Below are 14,742 nucleotides of genomic sequence, written 5' to 3'. Positions count from 1 at the left end.
TCACTTCTCCAAATGGTTGACGATCTTGGTGACCGGCGAATCCGTCAGGTTGAACCGCTTCGAGACACCGAGCCGGTTGTCGAGCGCCTCGTCGACCCGCTGCAGCTCTTGATGGTTGGCGCCTCCGGGAACCTCGCCCGAGTAGTTCGTGCGCGGGGGCATCCCGAGCTCCTTGCGGATCTTTTTCTCCGTCGGAGCATCGGGATGGCCCGGAGTGCGCTGGAGGCCCACCGTCTCGAACTCCTCCTTGAGGAGGGCGTGCTGATTGATGACCTGCTTGGGGTAGTTCACGTCCCCTGGAGTCTGGGGATCGTACTTCTTGAGCATGGAGTTCTGGGCATGCTTGCTGGCTTCCAGCGGGGGGACCTGGAGGCCATGGGCCGCGCGATGGGCGTGAACCATCTCGTGCCCCAGGCTGTTGGCGCGGAAGTCCCCGGGACGCAGCGCCACGTCCCCGGGATCGCTCCTTCCCGCGTTCGGATTGTATTTGACGGTGCTGGCGGCGCCCGTGCCGGGCTGGCCATCGAAGCGGTACGCGGGCTTCGCGGACGCGAGCTTCTCCTCGGCCGTGTTTCCCGAGACCCGGGGGGAATGGGTCATCTTGTTGCTGGAGTGGATGTCCACGGCCGTCAGCGGTTTCTGGGCCGTCCCCGTGGCGCCGGGGTTGAGCTGCCCGGTCTTGTTGTTGATGTCCGTCAGCATCTCCTGACCGGTGGGATTCTCCATCAGCCGGTGCGTGGAGGCCCGGGCGTCGCGCGTGAAGTCGGCGAACTCATGGGGCTGTGAAAACGGCTCCCGGCGGGTGCGGATGCCCGGCAGGTCCGGATGCACGACACCGTGGTCCGCCGGCTTGAGCGACGCCCGATTGAGTTCGTCCTGGAGCGAGGCGTTCACGCTCCGGGGAGGCTGGCCGGGCGCGGTGGTCACGGCGGGCCGCGGCGGGAGAGGCGGCGCGGGGGGAGGGGCGGTGGTGCCGCTCAGGTTGACGCCACCCCTGGCCGAGGGCCGCATGGTCGTGGAGAGCGAATCGGTGACCGGGGGCGGGGGAGTGGGGCCCGTGGCGCTGGTGCGCTGGGTGGGCGCCGAGGGTGAAGTGGGAGCAGTCGGCGAGGACGGCGCGCTGCGAGCCGTCGGGGTCGTCGGCGAGGGGGCGGTGCTGACGTTCGGCCGGTTGACTTTCAACATGAGAGCATTGTCGCTCGTCGCGGGGCGAAAGGTGTGTGCCCGGCCTCTTTACTTCCTCGAGAGAAAAAGAGTCTCGATGGATGAGAAGGGGATGTCGTTCGTACTCCAGGGGGCGGGGAACACCGATTGACGATCGGTTTTTGTTCCCGTACCGTTCTGGACGTGAGTTCCTCCGGTCCCGTTCGTCCGCCTCTCCTCGGTGAGCTCGAAGCCGCCGTGATGAATCACCTGTGGTCGGGGGGAGAAGGCGACGCGAAGTCCGTTCACGTGGCGCTCGGCAAGCGGCGGGGGATCACGCTCAACACGATCCAGTCGACGCTCAAGCGCCTCTTCGAGAAGGGGCTGCTCGAACGGGACAAGGTCAGCCACGCCCATGTGTACAAGGCCCGGGTGAGCCGCGAGGAGTTCCATCGTGATCTCGTGGGCGAGCTCGTCGGCGGCTTGATGGATGGGCAGGCCGAGGCCGTGGTGTCGGCGTTCGTCGATGTCACCGAGCGCGCGGGGCTGGAGCACCTCGAGCGCCTGGAGGCGCTCGTCGCGGAGCGGCGGCGGAAACTCGAGCGGGGCCCACGATGAGCCCTGGTCTGCACAGCGCGCAGTTCTTCCTGCTGGCGGCGGTCGTGTTCCTCGCCCTGGGCTCGCTCCTCTCGGCCCTGGGCGCGCGCGTCTTCGCCTCCCGGTTGTCGCGCTGGGAACCGAGGGCCCGTCATCGTTTCCTCGTCTTGTTGGCGGTACTGCCAATCCTCACGGCGCTCGCGCTGATGCTGTCCGCGAGCCTTCCGTCGCTGCTCTCGCTCGTGGTGCCGCGTCTCGACCATTGCGCCACGCATGACGATGGGCACGCGCACCTGTGCTTCATCCATCTGCCCAGGAGCGGAATCCACCTGGCCTGGGTGCTGGGGCTCGTCTTCGTCGTGAGCCACGTCTCGCTGCGCGCGGCCCTCGGAGCCCTGGACGTGGTGCGCGCGGTGCGCGTGCTCGGTGCCCTCGCGAGGACCGGCGAGCCACGCCACGAGCTGGGCGTCACCGTGATCGAGACCTCGCGGCCCGTGTGCCTGACGGCGGGCCTCTTGCGCCCCCGGGTCTTCCTGTCACGCGGGCTGCTCGACTCGCTCGGCGAGGAAGAGCGCGCCATCGTCCTGGCCCACGAGCGGGCCCATGCGCGCCGCCGCGATGCCCTCGTCGCCAGCCTCGTGCGCGCGTTGGGTGTGTTTCACCTGCCCCCGGTGGCGCGCTGGCTCGTGCGCGAACTGGAGATCGCCGCCGAGCAGGCCTGCGACGAAGACGCCGCCAGCGCCGTGGGCGATCGCATCGCCGTGGCGTCCGCGATCCTCCGCGTCGAGCGCGCGACACGACACGTGGTGGCTGGACGGCTCGCTCCCGTGGCCGTCGCGTTCGGGCAATGCGCGGTGGAGCGGCGCGTGGAGTCGTTGCTCGCCGAGCCCGCGCCCTCGAGGTCGCTGCGCGGGGTGGCGCTCTGTCTCGTCGCCGCGCTCGTGGGAGTCCTCGGTACTTCCGCCGGGTTGCACCACCTCACCGAATCCCTTCTCTCCGTCGTCGCGCACTGACCTGCCATGGCCCTCGTTCGCCTGATCCGTCTTCGTCCGCGTGGAAAACCGATGGTCGCTCGGTTTTTGGTGGGCCTCTGGCTCGTCCTCGTGTTCGCCGCGGGCGCGGAGGCACAGGAGCCCGAGCCGGGCCCGGTGCTCACCGAGCGCGAGGCCGTGGCCCGTGCGCTTCGCCGAGCCCCCCTGCGCGACACCCTCGAGGGAGATGTCACCGCCGAAGAGGGACGTGGATGGGCCGCGGGCGCGTATCCCAATCCGCAGCTCGCGTACATGCGTGAGCAGACCTTCGGCGCTTCCGGGTCGCGTGAGGACTATGTCTCGCTGTCCCAGGCTCTCGACCTCGGGGCCCGGCGCGCGCTCCAGGGCGAGGCCGGCGGGGCGCGAGCACGTGCCGCACGGCGGGAGGGTGAGGCCACCGGGCTGTCGGTCGCCGCGCAGGCCCGTCTGCGCTTCCACGAGGTGCTCTATCGGCAGGCCCGGATCAACGCGCTGGAGGGGTGGGGCGGCCGGATCGAGCAGGCGCTGACCTTCGTGACGCGCCGTGAGCAACGAGGTGATGCCGCGACGTACGACCGGAGGCGTGTCGAGCGGGAGCGCGCCGTGGCGATGGGCCGGCTGGAAACGGAGCGAGCCGCGCTCGAGCGGGCACGGGCACGGCTCCAGGCGCTCCTCGGCGCCGATGCCTCGACGATGACCGTGACGGGAACACTCCTGCCCGACACGGAGCCCGCGGAGTTGCTGGCCCTGCGCGCCTCGAACGGCTCGCGTCCCGATCTGCTGGCGCTCGATCTGCGCCTCGAGGCCGCCACGCTCGAGCGGCGGGCGGCTTCTCGTTGGTGGGCACCGGACCTGCTGCTCGAAGGCGGCTGGAAGGGCGTGGATCTCGGAGGCCAGGGGCGCACCGATGGCTTCCTGTTCGGGGCGTCCTTGTCCCTTCCCCTGTGGGATCGAGCGTCGGGGCTCGCCCGTGTCGCGGCGGGCGAGGCCCAGGCCGCGCGAGGGCGGCGCGCGCTGCTCGAATCGGAACTCGACGGGGAGTTGGCGGGCGCGCGGGCGGAAGCCGTCCGGTTGCGCCGCGCGGCCTCGGAGTTCCACGAGCGCACCACCGAGGTTTCCGGTGAACTCGTACGCATCGCTTCCGCGGGGTACGAGGGCGGGGAGTTGGGGCTGCTCGAGCTGCTCGATGCCCACCGGGGCGCCACGGACGATTCCCTCACCGCGCTCGACATGGCGCACGCCGCGCGCCGGGCGCGCATCGAGCTGGATCGGCTCACGGGAGCTGGGTTGCCATGAAACGTCTGATGATTCTCCTGCCGCTCGTGCTCGTGGCGGCCTGCCACTCTCATTCCCACGAGGGGGACGTGGGGCACGGTCATGCACATGGCCATGACGCGGCGGACGAGCGGCCCGCGCTCTCGTTTACACATTGGACCGAGGCGAGTGAGCTTTTCATCGAGCTGCCCGCGCTGGTGCGTGGTGAGGAATCACCTTGCGCGGCCCACGTGACGAAGCTCGAGGGCTTCGCGGCGCTGGCCGAGGGGAGGGTGAGCGTGGTGCTGCGGGGTGACTCCGGCGAGGAGCGCTTCGACAGTCAGGGCCCATCGGTTCCCGGCATCTTCCGCCCCGTGGTGAAGCCGGCCGCCACGGGCAGGCGTCGGCTGCTCGTGGAGATCCGCGCGCCGGGTCTGTCCGCGGACCACGATCTCGGCGACGTGACGGTCTTCGAGAGCGCCGCCGCCGCGCGCGCCGGGATTCCCGAGGAGCCCGAAGCCCCGGGCCGCATCCCCTTCCTCAAGGAGCAGCAATGGCCCATCGAGTTCGCGACCGCGCTCGTCTCCGAACACGCCCTGCGTCCGACCCTGCGCGCGACCGGCGAGGTGCGTGCCCGGTCCGACGGAGAGGTCCTCGTGAGGGCGCCCGCCGCGGGCCGGGTCGCGACGAGTGGAAGGGCCTTTCCACGCCTCGGCGAACAGGTCTCCGTCGATGATCCGCTCGGGGTGATCGCGCCCCGGCTCGAGGCCGCGGACGTGGCGTCCCTCGAACTCGCCATCACGCGCGCGGACCTGGAGCTGCGCTTCGCGGAGCGCGAGCGCGAACGTCTCGAGAAACTGCGGGCCGAGGGCGCGGTGCCCGAGCGACGTGTCGAGGAGGCGGTCCGTGCCACCGAGGACGCCCAGGCCTCGCTCTCGGCGGCGCGGCGGCGGCTCGAGCAGTTCCGCCGCGTACAACGGACGGCCGGCGGCGGCGAGGGCACGGTCGCGCTGCGTGCTCCGCTGTCGGGCACCGTGACCGAACTCCACGTCGCCCCGGGCGCCTTCGTCGAGGTGGGGGCGCCGCTGTTCCGGGTCACCGACCTCACCCAGCTCTGGCTGGAGGCCCGCGTGGCCGAGATCGACGTGGGCCGGCTCGGCACGCCCCGCGGTGCGTCGTTCCTCGTCGAGGGCGGCGAGGAGGCCATCGAACTTCCCGCCGATGCACTGGTCACTCGGGGACAGGTCATCGATCCGCTCACGCGGACGCTTCCGCTCGTGTTCACGGTGGACAACGCGGGGGCCCGGTGGGCGGTGGGGGCCTTCGCGCGCGTCCTCATCGTCAACGGGGAGGAGCGCCGCGCCCTCGCCGTGCCGGAGTCGTCGGTGGTCGACGACAGCGGCGTGTCCGTCGTCTTCGTGCAGGTCGAGGGAGAGTCCTTCGAGCGCCGGGTGGTGCGCCTCGGGGTGCGCGACCGGGGCCACGCCGAGGTGTTGAGTGGCGTTCGCACCGGAGAGCACGTCGTCACGCGCGGCGCATGGTCCGTGAAGCTCGCCGCGTCGAGCGGCTCCATTCCCGCCCACGGGCACTCGCACTGAGGGCGCCAGCATGATCGACGCGATTCTTCGTGGCTCCCTCTCGCATCGCCTCGCGGTGCTCATCGCCGCGAGCGTGATGCTCGTATGGGGGGCGTACACCGCCTCGCGGATGCCGGTCGACGTCTTCCCGGATCTCACGGCGCCCACGGTGACCGTCATCACCGAGGGGCACGGCATGGCGCCCGAGGAGCTCGAGACGCGGGTGACCTTGCCCATCGAGTCCTCCCTCAACGGTGCGCCGGGAGTCAGGCGCGTGCGCTCGGCGACGGGGGTGGGCATCTCGGTCATCTACGCCGAGTTCGACTGGGGAACGGACATCTACCGCGCGCGGCAGACCGTGAGCGAGAAGCTCCAGCTCGTGCGCGACACGCTTCCCGCCGAGGTCGAAGCGCCGGTGCTCGCCCCCATCTCGTCCATCATGGGGGAGATCCTCTTCCTCGCCGTGACGACCGGGAACGGGACGGAGATGGAGGCGCGAGCGTTCGCGGACTTCACGCTGCGCAGACGGCTGCTCGCCGTGGCTGGTGTGTCGCAGGTCATCGTGACGGGTGGCGAGCGCAGGCAGTTCGAGGTGGTGCTCCGGCCCGAGCGTCTGGCGGCCCAGGGGGTCACGGTGGGGGAGGTGGTCCGGGCGCTCGAGGAGACGAACGCCAACGTGTCGGCGGGCTTCGTGAACGAGGGGGGGCAGGAGTACCTGGTGCATGGCATCGGCCGAGTGCGCACGCCCGAAGACGTCGCGGAGACGCTCGTCACCTGGCGGGGGGAGCAGCCCGTCCTCGTGCGTCACCTCGGCGAGGTCCGGATGGGCGCCGCGCTCTCCCGGGGGAAGGGCTCCTTCGGTGGTCAGCCCGCGGTCATCGTCGGCGTGCAGAAACAACCGGGCTCCAACACCCTGGAGCTCACCCGGCGCATCGACCGGGAGCTCGATGAGCTGTCGCGCACGCTGCCCGAGGGAATGACCCTCCAGCGCGACATCTTCCGCCAGGCGGACTTCATCGAGGTGGCCATTGGCAACGTGCTCGAGGCGCTTCGGGATGGCGTCGTGCTCGTGCTCCTCATCGTCCTCGCCTTCCTGCGCAGCGGGCGCGCGAGTGCCATCACCCTCATCGCCATTCCGCTCTCGCTCGTGACGGCGGTGTTCGCGTTGTCGGCGTTCGGCGCGACCCTCAACACCATGACCCTGGGCGGCATGGCCATCGCCGTCGGGGAACTGGTGGACGACGCGGTCATCGACGTCGAGAACGTCGTGCGGCGCCTGCGGCAGAACGCGCTGCTGCCCGAGGACACGCGGCGCCCCGCGCTCGAGATCGTCCTCACCGCCAGCCAGGAGATTCGCGGCAGCATCGTCTTCGCGACGCTCATCGTGGTGCTCGTCTTCCTGCCGCTGTTCTTCCTCTCCGGGGTCGAGGGGCGTCTCTTGCAGCCGCTCGGCGTGGCGTACGTGGTCTCGCTCGCCGCCTCGCTCTTCGTCGCCGTGACGCTCACCCCGGTCCTGTGCTCCTACCTGTTGCCCGGCTCGAAGGCCGTCTCCGCCGCGCACGAGCCGCGCTTGTCCCAGTGGCTCAAGCAGCGGTACACGCCGCTGCTCGAGCGCGCCATCCAGCGCTGGCGGCTCGTGGCCTCGGTCTCGTTCGCCTTGCTGGCGACGGCGGGCGCCGCGCTCGCGCTGTCGGGCCGCTCCTTCCTCCCGGAGTTCCGTGAGGGCACGCTGACCATCGCGGCGGTGACGCTTCCGGGGACATCGCTCGCCGGGTTCGATGCCACCGGAAGGCGCCTCGAGCAGATCCTCCTGCGGCATCCCGAGGTGGTCTCCGTCGCCCGCCGTACGGGACGCGCCGAAATGGACGAGCACGCCCAGGGGGTGAACGCCGCGGAACTCGACGTGAGCCTGCGCGAGACGGACCGCTCCCGGGAGGAGTTCCTCGAGGCCCTGCGGAGGGACTTCTCGCTGCTGCCGGGGGTGAGCATCACGATCGGTCAGCCCATCTCCCACCGCATCGATCACATGCTCTCCGGCACGCGGGCGAGCATCGCGGTGAAGGTCTTCGGAGACGATCTCGCCGAGCTGCGCCGGGTGGGCACCGAGGTCGAGGCCGCGATGCGCGGTGTGCCGGGCGTGGTGGATCTCTCCCGGGAGCAGCAGGCCGACATCCCCCTCGTGCGCGTCCGCTTCGATCGCGTCGCCATCGCCCGCCATGGCCTGCGCGTCGCCGACGTCGCGCGCGCGCTGGAGGTGGGCTCGGGCGTGCACGTCGTGTCGCAGGTGATGGAAGGTCAGGCGGTCTTCGATCTCGTGGTGCGCACCGAGCCGAGCCGGGTCCAGTCCCTCGAGGATCTCCAGGAGCTGCTCGTGACGACACCGCGCGGAGCCAGGGTTCCGTTGCGCGCGCTCGCGCACGTGCACCGCGACCGGGGACCGAACGAGATCGGCCGCGAGAACGTGCAGCGCAAGCTCGTCGTGAGCTGCAATCTCGCGGGGCGTGACGTCGTGAGCGTGGTGCGCGACATCCAGACGGCGGTGGAGCGCTCGGTGCGCCTGCCGGCCGGCTACCAGATCGTGTATGGGGGGCAGTTCGAGAGCGCGGAAGGCGCCACCCACACCCTGGGGTTGCTCGGCCTCGCGTGCCTCGTGGGCATGTTCGGGCTGCTGTACACGGCGTTCGGCTCGGTGCGTGACGCGGTGTTGGTGATGGTGAACCTCCCCCTGGCGCTCATCGGAGGCGCGGCCGGCGTCCTGCTCCAGGGAGGGGTGCTCTCGATCGCGTCGCTCGTGGGCTTCATCACGCTGTTCGGCATCGCGACGCGCAACGGCATCATGCTCGTCTCGCACATCCGGCACCTGGTCCACGCGGAGGGCGTACGGAACATCGACGAGGCCATCCGGCGCGGCGCCCAGGAGAGGCTCGTGCCCATCCTGATGACCGCGCTCGCGGCGGGGCTCGGCCTGGTGCCCCTCGCGCTCTCCGGTGGCGAGCCGGGCAGCGAGATCCAGGCGCCCATGGCCATCGTCATCCTGTGCGGCCTGTCGAGCTCGACCGCGCTCAACATGTTCGTCGTGCCCGCCCTGTACCGCCGCTTCGGCGCGCTGGCGCGCGAGGGGGCCTCGGCCCGCGGCGTCAGGCCTCGGCGCGCGCGTTGAGGATGGCGTGCAGCTGCTTGGACAGCTGCGAGAGCTGGTTGGCCGTCTGCATCGTCTGAGAGGAGGTCGTCTCCGCCTGACGGGCCGTCTGCGCCACCTCGAGGATGGCGGTGTTCACCTGCTCCACCGCCGTCGTCTGCTGCTGGGTGCTCAGCTCGATCTCCCGCGCCACGTCCAGGTTGCTGCGCACCAGCTCCGCGATGCGCCGGAAGTTGCCGGCCACCTCGCTGAACTGCTTGGCGCTGCTCTGCACCGCCTTGGAGCCGTCCTCGGTGGCCATGATGGTGGTGTTGGAGGCGGCGCGGATCTCGTCGATGAGCACGCGGATGTCCTTGGTCGCGCCGCCCACCCGGTCCGCCAGCTTGCGGATTTCATCCGCCACCACGGCGAAGCGCTTGCCGTGCTCGCCCGCGCCCGCGCTTTCAATCGTGGCGTTGATGGCCAGGATGTTCGTCTGCTCGGACAGCTCGTTGATGATGTCCAGGATGCCGCCGATCTCCTGCGAGCGCTTGCCCAGCTCCAGCATGTGCGTGACGATCGCGTCCACCTGGCGGCTCACCACGTCGATGGCCTCCTGGGCGCGCTGCACCGTGTCCTTGCCCGTCTGCGCCGCTCCCGCCGTGTCGTCCGCCACGCGCGCCACCTGCTGGGCGCTGCCGGCGATCTGCCGCGACGTGGACAACAGCTCCTTCACGGTGATGGAGATCTCCGTCGTGGCCGAGGCCTGCTCGCGCGCGCCGGACACCTGCTGCGAGGCCGCCGAGTGCAGCTCGGCCGACGAGCCCTGCACCTGGGCGATGGCCGTCTGCAGCTTGCGCTCCAGGCTCCGGCCGATGACCAGGGCCACCAGCGAGGTGAAGAACAGGAGCGCGAGGCCGTCGATCCAGAAGAACCGGTCCAGCTCGGCCGTCTCGTCCGTGCGCCCCTGCTCGCGCGCCGCGAGCAGCTTCTGCTCATGCTGGAGCAGCTCGGCGACCGTCCCCCGCAGGCTCTCCATCACCCGCGGGCCCTCACTGGTCTTGAGGCGCGCCAGGGCGGCGTCGAGCCCCTGGTCGCGGCGCACGTCGATGTTGGCGCGCAGGCTCTCCAGGCGCTGCGCGGCCAGATCCTTGAACGTGTCCAGGCGCCGCAGTTGCTCGGGGCTGCCGGAGAGCGAGGTGCGCAGGGGCTCGAGCTCCCGGACCAGGCTGGACGAGGCCTGGCGGAAGGGCTCGAGCGCGCCCTCGTTGCCGGTGATGAGGTAGTCGCGCTGTCCCGACTCCGCGTCCTTCACGATGGAGAAGACCCGCTCGATCTGCCCGATCGTCTGATGGCTCTCCTCGACGAGGAGCGCGGCGTTCATGAGCTTCTGGGTGCTGTTCCGGGTCAGGAAGATGAAGCACATGATCAACGTCGAGATCAGGAGCAAACCCACGAAGAACTGCCGCCCCACGGTCCATCTCGAAAACATCGTTTCGTCTCCTCGGCCGGGGGAGGGCCCCCCCAACACCAGCGTTCCCGGAGTGTACGCGAACCGTGGGCGTTCGGCGCGCCCCTCCGCCCGCTCCCTCTCGCCACAAAGCGGTTGACGGCCCGTGCGGGCCCGGGGAAGCGTGGAGGACATGGATCAAGACTCGAGGACGCGGCCCCACGCGCTGGTGACGGGGGCCTCCAGCGGTATTGGGCGGGAGCTGGCGGTGGTACTCGCGCGCGAGGGGCACGCGCTGGTGTTGGTGGCCCGGCGCACCGAGCCCCTGCGCGCCCTGGCGGAGCAGCTCGAGCGCGCCCATGGCACCCCCTGTGTGGTGGTGGGCGCGGACCTCGGCACCCCCGAGGGCGTGACCGAGGTGACGCGCGAGGTGGGGGCGCGGGGGCTCGACATCGAGGTGCTGGTGAACAACGCCGGCTTCGGTCTGGCCGGCCCTGTCGCCATGCTGCCCGCCGAGTCCCAGTTGGGGATGATCGATCTCAACATCCGGGCGCTCACCGCGCTCACCCGCGCGTTCCTCCCGGGGATGATGGCTCGGGGCCGGGGCTACGTGCTCAACGTCGCGTCGACGGCGGCCTTCCAGCCGGGCCCCCTCATGGCCGTCTACTTCGCCACCAAGGCGTACGTGCTGTCCTTCTCCAACGCGCTCCACGAGGAGATGCGGGGCAAGGGCGTCCGGGTGACGGCGCTGTGCCCGGGCTACACCGAGACGGAGTTCGCCACGCGCGCCTCCGAGCACCAGCGGCCCCGGCTCTTCGCGGGACCGCTCGGCAGCGGCAACGCGCGCCAGGTGGCCGAGGTGGGCTACCGGGGCATGAAGCGGGGCAGGGCGGTGGTCATTCCGGGCTTCCTCAACGTGCTGAGCACCTGGTTCGCGCGCTTCGCGCCGCTGGCGCTCACGCTGCGCATGACCCGCTACCTCACGGGAGCGGGAAGCGATGTCCGGAAATCCCCAGGAGTTCCGGGCAATTGAAAGACGCGCTCGGGTTTCGTTGACGGAGTCATTAACCTGGAGCCTTCCGCGGTGTGATGACGGAGGAGGATGATCCCCATGCGCCGAGCCCTCCTGTTGAGCATCCTGGGCCTGCTGGCCCTACCGGGGTGTGCGTCCGGCCCCCGGGAACGCACGACTCCCCCGAGCCTCACGTGGCCCGTCACGCAGTGGAGCGAGGAGAAGCGGGCCCTGCATGTGCTGCGGCGGCTCGCCTTCGGGCCCTCGCCCCGGGACTGGGAGGAGGTGCGCCGCGTGGGGGCCTCCTCCTGGGTGGAGCGGCAGTTGTGGCCCGAGCGCATCCCCGACGAGGTCCTGGAGCAGCGGTTGGCAACCCTGCCAACGGTGACCCTCGGCATGAAGGCGCTGATGGAGCGCTACCCGCTGCTCCAGGAGCACGCGCGGGAGCTGGGCCTCCGGCTGGAGACGCAGGAGGACCGGGATCGGCTCACGGAGATGCTGGGACGGGACATGTTGCCCGGACAGGTGGACGAGGAGCTGCGCACCCAGAAGCTCCTGCGCGCCGTGGACGGCCAGCGCCAGTTGCAGGAGGTGCTGGTGGACTTCTGGTTCAACCACTTCAACGTGTCGGTGGACAAGGGGCCGGTGCGCTGGATGGTGATGTCCTTCGAGCGCGATGCGCTGCGGCCCCACGTCTTCGGGCGCTTCCGCGAGCTGTTGGCGGCCACCGCGAGCCACCCCGCCATGCTCTACTACCTGGACAACTGGCGCAGCGCGGGTGAGGGCTCCACGCCGGGCAAGGGCAAGAAGGCGTCCACCGGACTCAACGAGAACTACGCCCGGGAGCTGCTGGAGCTGCACACGCTCGGGGTGGATGGCGGCTACTCGCAACAGGACGTGCGCGAGGTGGCGCGGGCCTTCACGGGCTGGACGATCGACGAACCCGAGCGCGCGCCCGTCTTCGTCTTCCGGCCCGCCATGCACGACGTCGGAGACAAGCACGTGCTCGGCGTGGCGCTGCCCGCGGGGGGTGGACAGGAGGACGGGGAGCGGGTGCTGGACATTCTCGCGCGCCACCCCGCCACCGCGCGCTTCATCGCCACGAAGCTGGCGCGCAAGTTCGTGTCGGAGGCACCGCCCCCGGCACTGGTGGAGCGGCTGGCCCTGGTGTTCCTGAGCACCGAGGGAGACCTGCGCGCCGTGTACTCGGCCCTCTTCACCTCGCCCGAGTTCTGGTCCGACGCCGCCCTGGGCTCGCTGACCAAGACGCCCCTGGAGCTGGTGGTCTCCAGCCTCCGCGCCCTGGGGGCCCGGACGGATGGTGGGCCAGCGATCTCCCGCGTGGTGGAGCGCATGGGCCAGAACCTCTACCGCGCCCCCGCGCCCACGGGCTACCCCGAACACGCGGCCCCCTGGGTGAACACCGGAGCCCTCGTGCAGCGCATCAACTTCGCCCTCACGCTCGCCGAGGGCAAGGTGCAGGGCACCCGCGTGGAGTTCCCCTGGGGATGGGCCTCGCCTCCCGCGAACGCGGCGGCGCTCCTGGACTCGCTCGCCCCCCGGCTCCTCTTCGAGCCCCTGTCCGCCGAGACCCGCGCCACGTTGCTCGCAGCGCTCACGCCCGGTGAGAGGGATTTCATGCCGGATGGGGAGGTGCGGCCCCTGGACGTCCGCCGCGCGGCGGGCCTGCTGCTCGGCTCCCCCGAATTCCAGAAGCAGTGAGGTCAAACGCCATGCCGCACCTGTCGCGCCGTCTGCTGCTCCAGGCCTCGGGCCTGTCCCTGCTGGGGATGGCCACCGCGCCCACCTTCCTCGCCCGCGCCGCGCAGCAGGTGCCCGGAGGCGGGCGCCGGGTGCTCGTCACGCTCTTCCTGCGCGGAGGGGCGGATGGGCTCTCGCTGGTGGCTCCGGTGGGGGACGCGGACTACAACCGGCTGCGGCCCACGATCGCGCTGCGCGCCACGGGGGAGCGCGCCGCGCTGCGCCTGGATGACACCTTCTGGCTGCACCCGGGGCTCGCCGCGCTGATGCCCCAGTGGAGCGACGGCACGCTCGCGGTGGTGCACGCGGTGGGGCTGCCCCAGGCGATGCGCAGCCACTTCGACGCCCAGGACTTCATCGAGACCGGGACGCCCGGGGTGAAGTCCACCCGCGAGGGCTACCTCAACCGCGCGCTGGAACAGCTCCCCCCGGAGCCGGCGAGTGCCTTTCGCGCCGTGGCGATGCAGGACACCCTGCCGCGAGCGCTCGCGGGCACGGCTCCGGCCCTGGCGCTGGAGACCCTGGCGGACTTCCGGCTGCGCGACCCCCAGCGCGGCGCCACCTTCGCGTCCCTCTATGCCGGAGCGGTGGACGAGGCCCTGCGCACCACGGGCGCCGAGGCGAGCGCGGCGCTCGCGCGGGTGCGGGATGAAGGCCTGGCGGACATGCCCCCGGCGCACGGGGCGACCTATCCCCGCTCGCCGCTGGGCAAGCGGATGCAGGACATCGCGCGACTCATCCGCGCGGACGTGGGGCTCCAGGTGGCCGCCACCGAGATGGGAGGCTGGGACACGCACATGGCGCAGGGCATCACGACGGGCCACTTCGCCTCGCGGGCCCGGGAACTCGGCGAGGCCCTGGGGGCGTTCGTCCAGGACCTGGGGCCGCGGTGGAGCGACGTACTCGTCGTGGTGATGACGGAGTTCGGCCGCACGGTGAAGGAGAACGGCAGCCGGGGGACGGATCACGGCACGGGGAGCGCGATGCTGGTGCTCGGTGGCGGCGTGCGTGGGGGGCGCGTGGTGGGGCCGTGGAAGGGACTCGCGGCCGAGCACCTGCTGGAGGAGCGGGACGTGCCCTCGCTCACGGACTTCCGCACCGTGCTCTCCGAGGCGCTGGAGGGACACCTGGGCGTGCGCTCCCTGGCGTCCGTCTTCCCGGGCTTCCAGCCCCGCCCCGAGGACCGGCTGGGGTTGCTGCGCGGGTGACGTCGGCCATAGCTGGCTCATCAAGGATTATTACATCAATGGCGTAAGTCCCCACGGCGACCAAGCTAGCCCGGTCGGTTCATCCCGCAGGACACTTCAACATCTTTTCGCAACTCGGAGAGTTCATCTTGAATCAAAATCAAGCTCAAGCGCTTCTGCGGATAATCGCACAGGCCAGCGCCCAGCTTTCGAATCATCAAGGGTCACTCGTTCCTGTTTTGGGCATGGTCATCACGGTCGCCGAGCAGCTAGGCATGAAGGACGAATAGCGGTGGTTTGAACATGAGCTTTCGGGCTACGCAAAGGGACGGCGAAATGCTGGGCCCATGATGCTCGGAGACGTGCTCGGTGTCGCAGAAAACAGTGATATTCCGGAGCGAGTTGCCCGCCATGCTCAAGCAGATTTCTCGGCATGGAATCACGCAAAGCTTGGTGGCTTCGGTGATCTTTGAAGGCATTCAGCAGGCGTGGCCGTATATCCAGGCGTTAGCGAAAACCCTTGGTGGCCCGTAGTGTCTTCCAGCTTGATTGCAGTTCTGCTCATGTAGGGAGGGCCCCTAGGCTACGGATGCGGCTACCCACGTGGCAGGAATGCCGTTTTTGTGTCCTGCT

The 14,742-nt window shown here is 70.3% G+C and carries 13 protein-coding genes; 10 read left to right on the top strand and 3 right to left on the bottom strand.

Annotated features, from left to right (window positions below; translation table 11 throughout):
• Positions 1 to 1,011, bottom strand: coding sequence for a M91 family zinc metallopeptidase (locus CYFUS_RS25885; protein ID WP_095987661.1), 1,011 nt, complete (start codon positions 1,009 to 1,011; stop codon positions 1 to 3).
• On the opposite strand from CYFUS_RS25885, the gene CYFUS_RS25880 reads away from it, so the two are divergent.
• The 6 genes from CYFUS_RS25880 to CYFUS_RS25855 all read left to right on the top strand — a co-directional run bounded on the left by CYFUS_RS25880 (position 1,010) and on the right by CYFUS_RS25855 (position 8,741).
• A complete protein-coding gene (locus tag CYFUS_RS25880) occupies positions 1,010 to 1,315 on the top strand; it encodes a hypothetical protein (protein ID WP_157758658.1) in 306 nt (101 codons plus the stop codon). The two genes, CYFUS_RS25885 and CYFUS_RS25880, sit on opposite strands and share 2 nt — an antisense overlap.
• Positions 1,316 to 1,347: 32 nt before the next feature.
• Positions 1,348 to 1,761 (top strand): BlaI/MecI/CopY family transcriptional regulator, encoded by a 414-nt coding sequence (locus CYFUS_RS25875; RefSeq protein ID WP_095987659.1) that lies wholly within the window; start codon positions 1,348 to 1,350, stop codon positions 1,759 to 1,761.
• On the top strand, positions 1,758 to 2,753 hold the full coding sequence (locus CYFUS_RS25870) for a M56 family metallopeptidase (protein ID WP_095987658.1): 996 nt from the start codon (positions 1,758 to 1,760) through the stop codon (positions 2,751 to 2,753). The genes CYFUS_RS25875 and CYFUS_RS25870 overlap by 4 nt, the downstream gene beginning before the upstream one ends.
• 51 nt (positions 2,754 to 2,804) lie before the next feature.
• Positions 2,805 to 4,046, top strand: a complete 1,242-nt coding sequence (locus CYFUS_RS25865) for a TolC family protein (RefSeq protein WP_157758657.1) — start codon at positions 2,805 to 2,807, stop codon at positions 4,044 to 4,046.
• Positions 4,047 to 4,255: 209 nt separating this feature from the next.
• Positions 4,256 to 5,602 carry an efflux RND transporter periplasmic adaptor subunit gene (locus CYFUS_RS25860; protein WP_157758656.1) on the top strand — a complete coding sequence of 449 codons (1,347 nt, stop codon included), beginning with the start codon at positions 4,256 to 4,258 and terminating at the stop codon, positions 5,600 to 5,602.
• A 10-nt stretch (positions 5,603 to 5,612) separates the two neighbouring features.
• Positions 5,613 to 8,741 carry an efflux RND transporter permease subunit gene (locus CYFUS_RS25855; protein WP_095987655.1) on the top strand — a complete coding sequence of 1,043 codons (3,129 nt, stop codon included), beginning with the start codon at positions 5,613 to 5,615 and terminating at the stop codon, positions 8,739 to 8,741.
• Here CYFUS_RS25855 and CYFUS_RS25850 read toward each other — a convergent pair.
• On the bottom strand, positions 8,719 to 10,191 hold the full coding sequence (locus tag CYFUS_RS25850; RefSeq protein ID WP_095987654.1) for a methyl-accepting chemotaxis protein: 1,473 nt from the start codon (positions 10,189 to 10,191) through the stop codon (positions 8,719 to 8,721). The genes CYFUS_RS25855 and CYFUS_RS25850 overlap by 23 nt on opposite strands.
• A gap of 151 nt (positions 10,192 to 10,342) precedes the next feature.
• Here CYFUS_RS25850 and CYFUS_RS25845 point away from each other — a divergent pair, with 151 nt between their 5' ends.
• The 3 genes from CYFUS_RS25845 (at position 10,343) to CYFUS_RS25835 (ending at position 14,130) form a co-directional block, all read left to right on the top strand.
• Positions 10,343 to 11,182 (top strand): SDR family NAD(P)-dependent oxidoreductase, encoded by an 840-nt coding sequence (locus CYFUS_RS25845; RefSeq protein ID WP_095987653.1) that lies wholly within the window; start codon positions 10,343 to 10,345, stop codon positions 11,180 to 11,182.
• A gap of 78 nt (positions 11,183 to 11,260) precedes the next feature.
• A complete protein-coding gene (locus tag CYFUS_RS25840) occupies positions 11,261 to 12,883 on the top strand; it encodes a DUF1800 domain-containing protein (RefSeq protein ID WP_157758655.1) in 1,623 nt (540 codons plus the stop codon).
• An 11-nt stretch (positions 12,884 to 12,894) separates the two neighbouring features.
• Positions 12,895 to 14,130, top strand: a complete 1,236-nt coding sequence (locus CYFUS_RS25835; protein WP_095987651.1) for a DUF1501 domain-containing protein — start codon at positions 12,895 to 12,897, stop codon at positions 14,128 to 14,130.
• A 65-nt stretch (positions 14,131 to 14,195) separates the two neighbouring features.
• On the opposite strand, the gene CYFUS_RS54020 is transcribed toward CYFUS_RS25835, so the two are convergent.
• Complete coding sequence (locus tag CYFUS_RS54020; RefSeq protein WP_269770152.1) at positions 14,196 to 14,327, bottom strand: hypothetical protein; 132 nt, start codon at positions 14,325 to 14,327, stop codon at positions 14,196 to 14,198.
• Between the two features lie 193 nt (positions 14,328 to 14,520).
• Here CYFUS_RS54020 and CYFUS_RS54015 point away from each other — a divergent pair, with 193 nt between their 5' ends.
• On the top strand, positions 14,521 to 14,643 hold the full coding sequence (locus tag CYFUS_RS54015; protein ID WP_269770151.1) for a hypothetical protein: 123 nt from the start codon (positions 14,521 to 14,523) through the stop codon (positions 14,641 to 14,643).
• The last annotated feature ends 99 nt before the right edge of the window (positions 14,644 to 14,742 follow it).

The organism is Cystobacter fuscus, assembly GCF_002305875.1.
Taxonomy (GTDB): Bacteria; Myxococcota; Myxococcia; order Myxococcales; family Myxococcaceae; genus Cystobacter; species Cystobacter fuscus_A.
The sequence above is the reverse complement of the archived record's forward strand: the minus strand, read 5'-3'. Positions and strand labels throughout refer to the sequence as shown.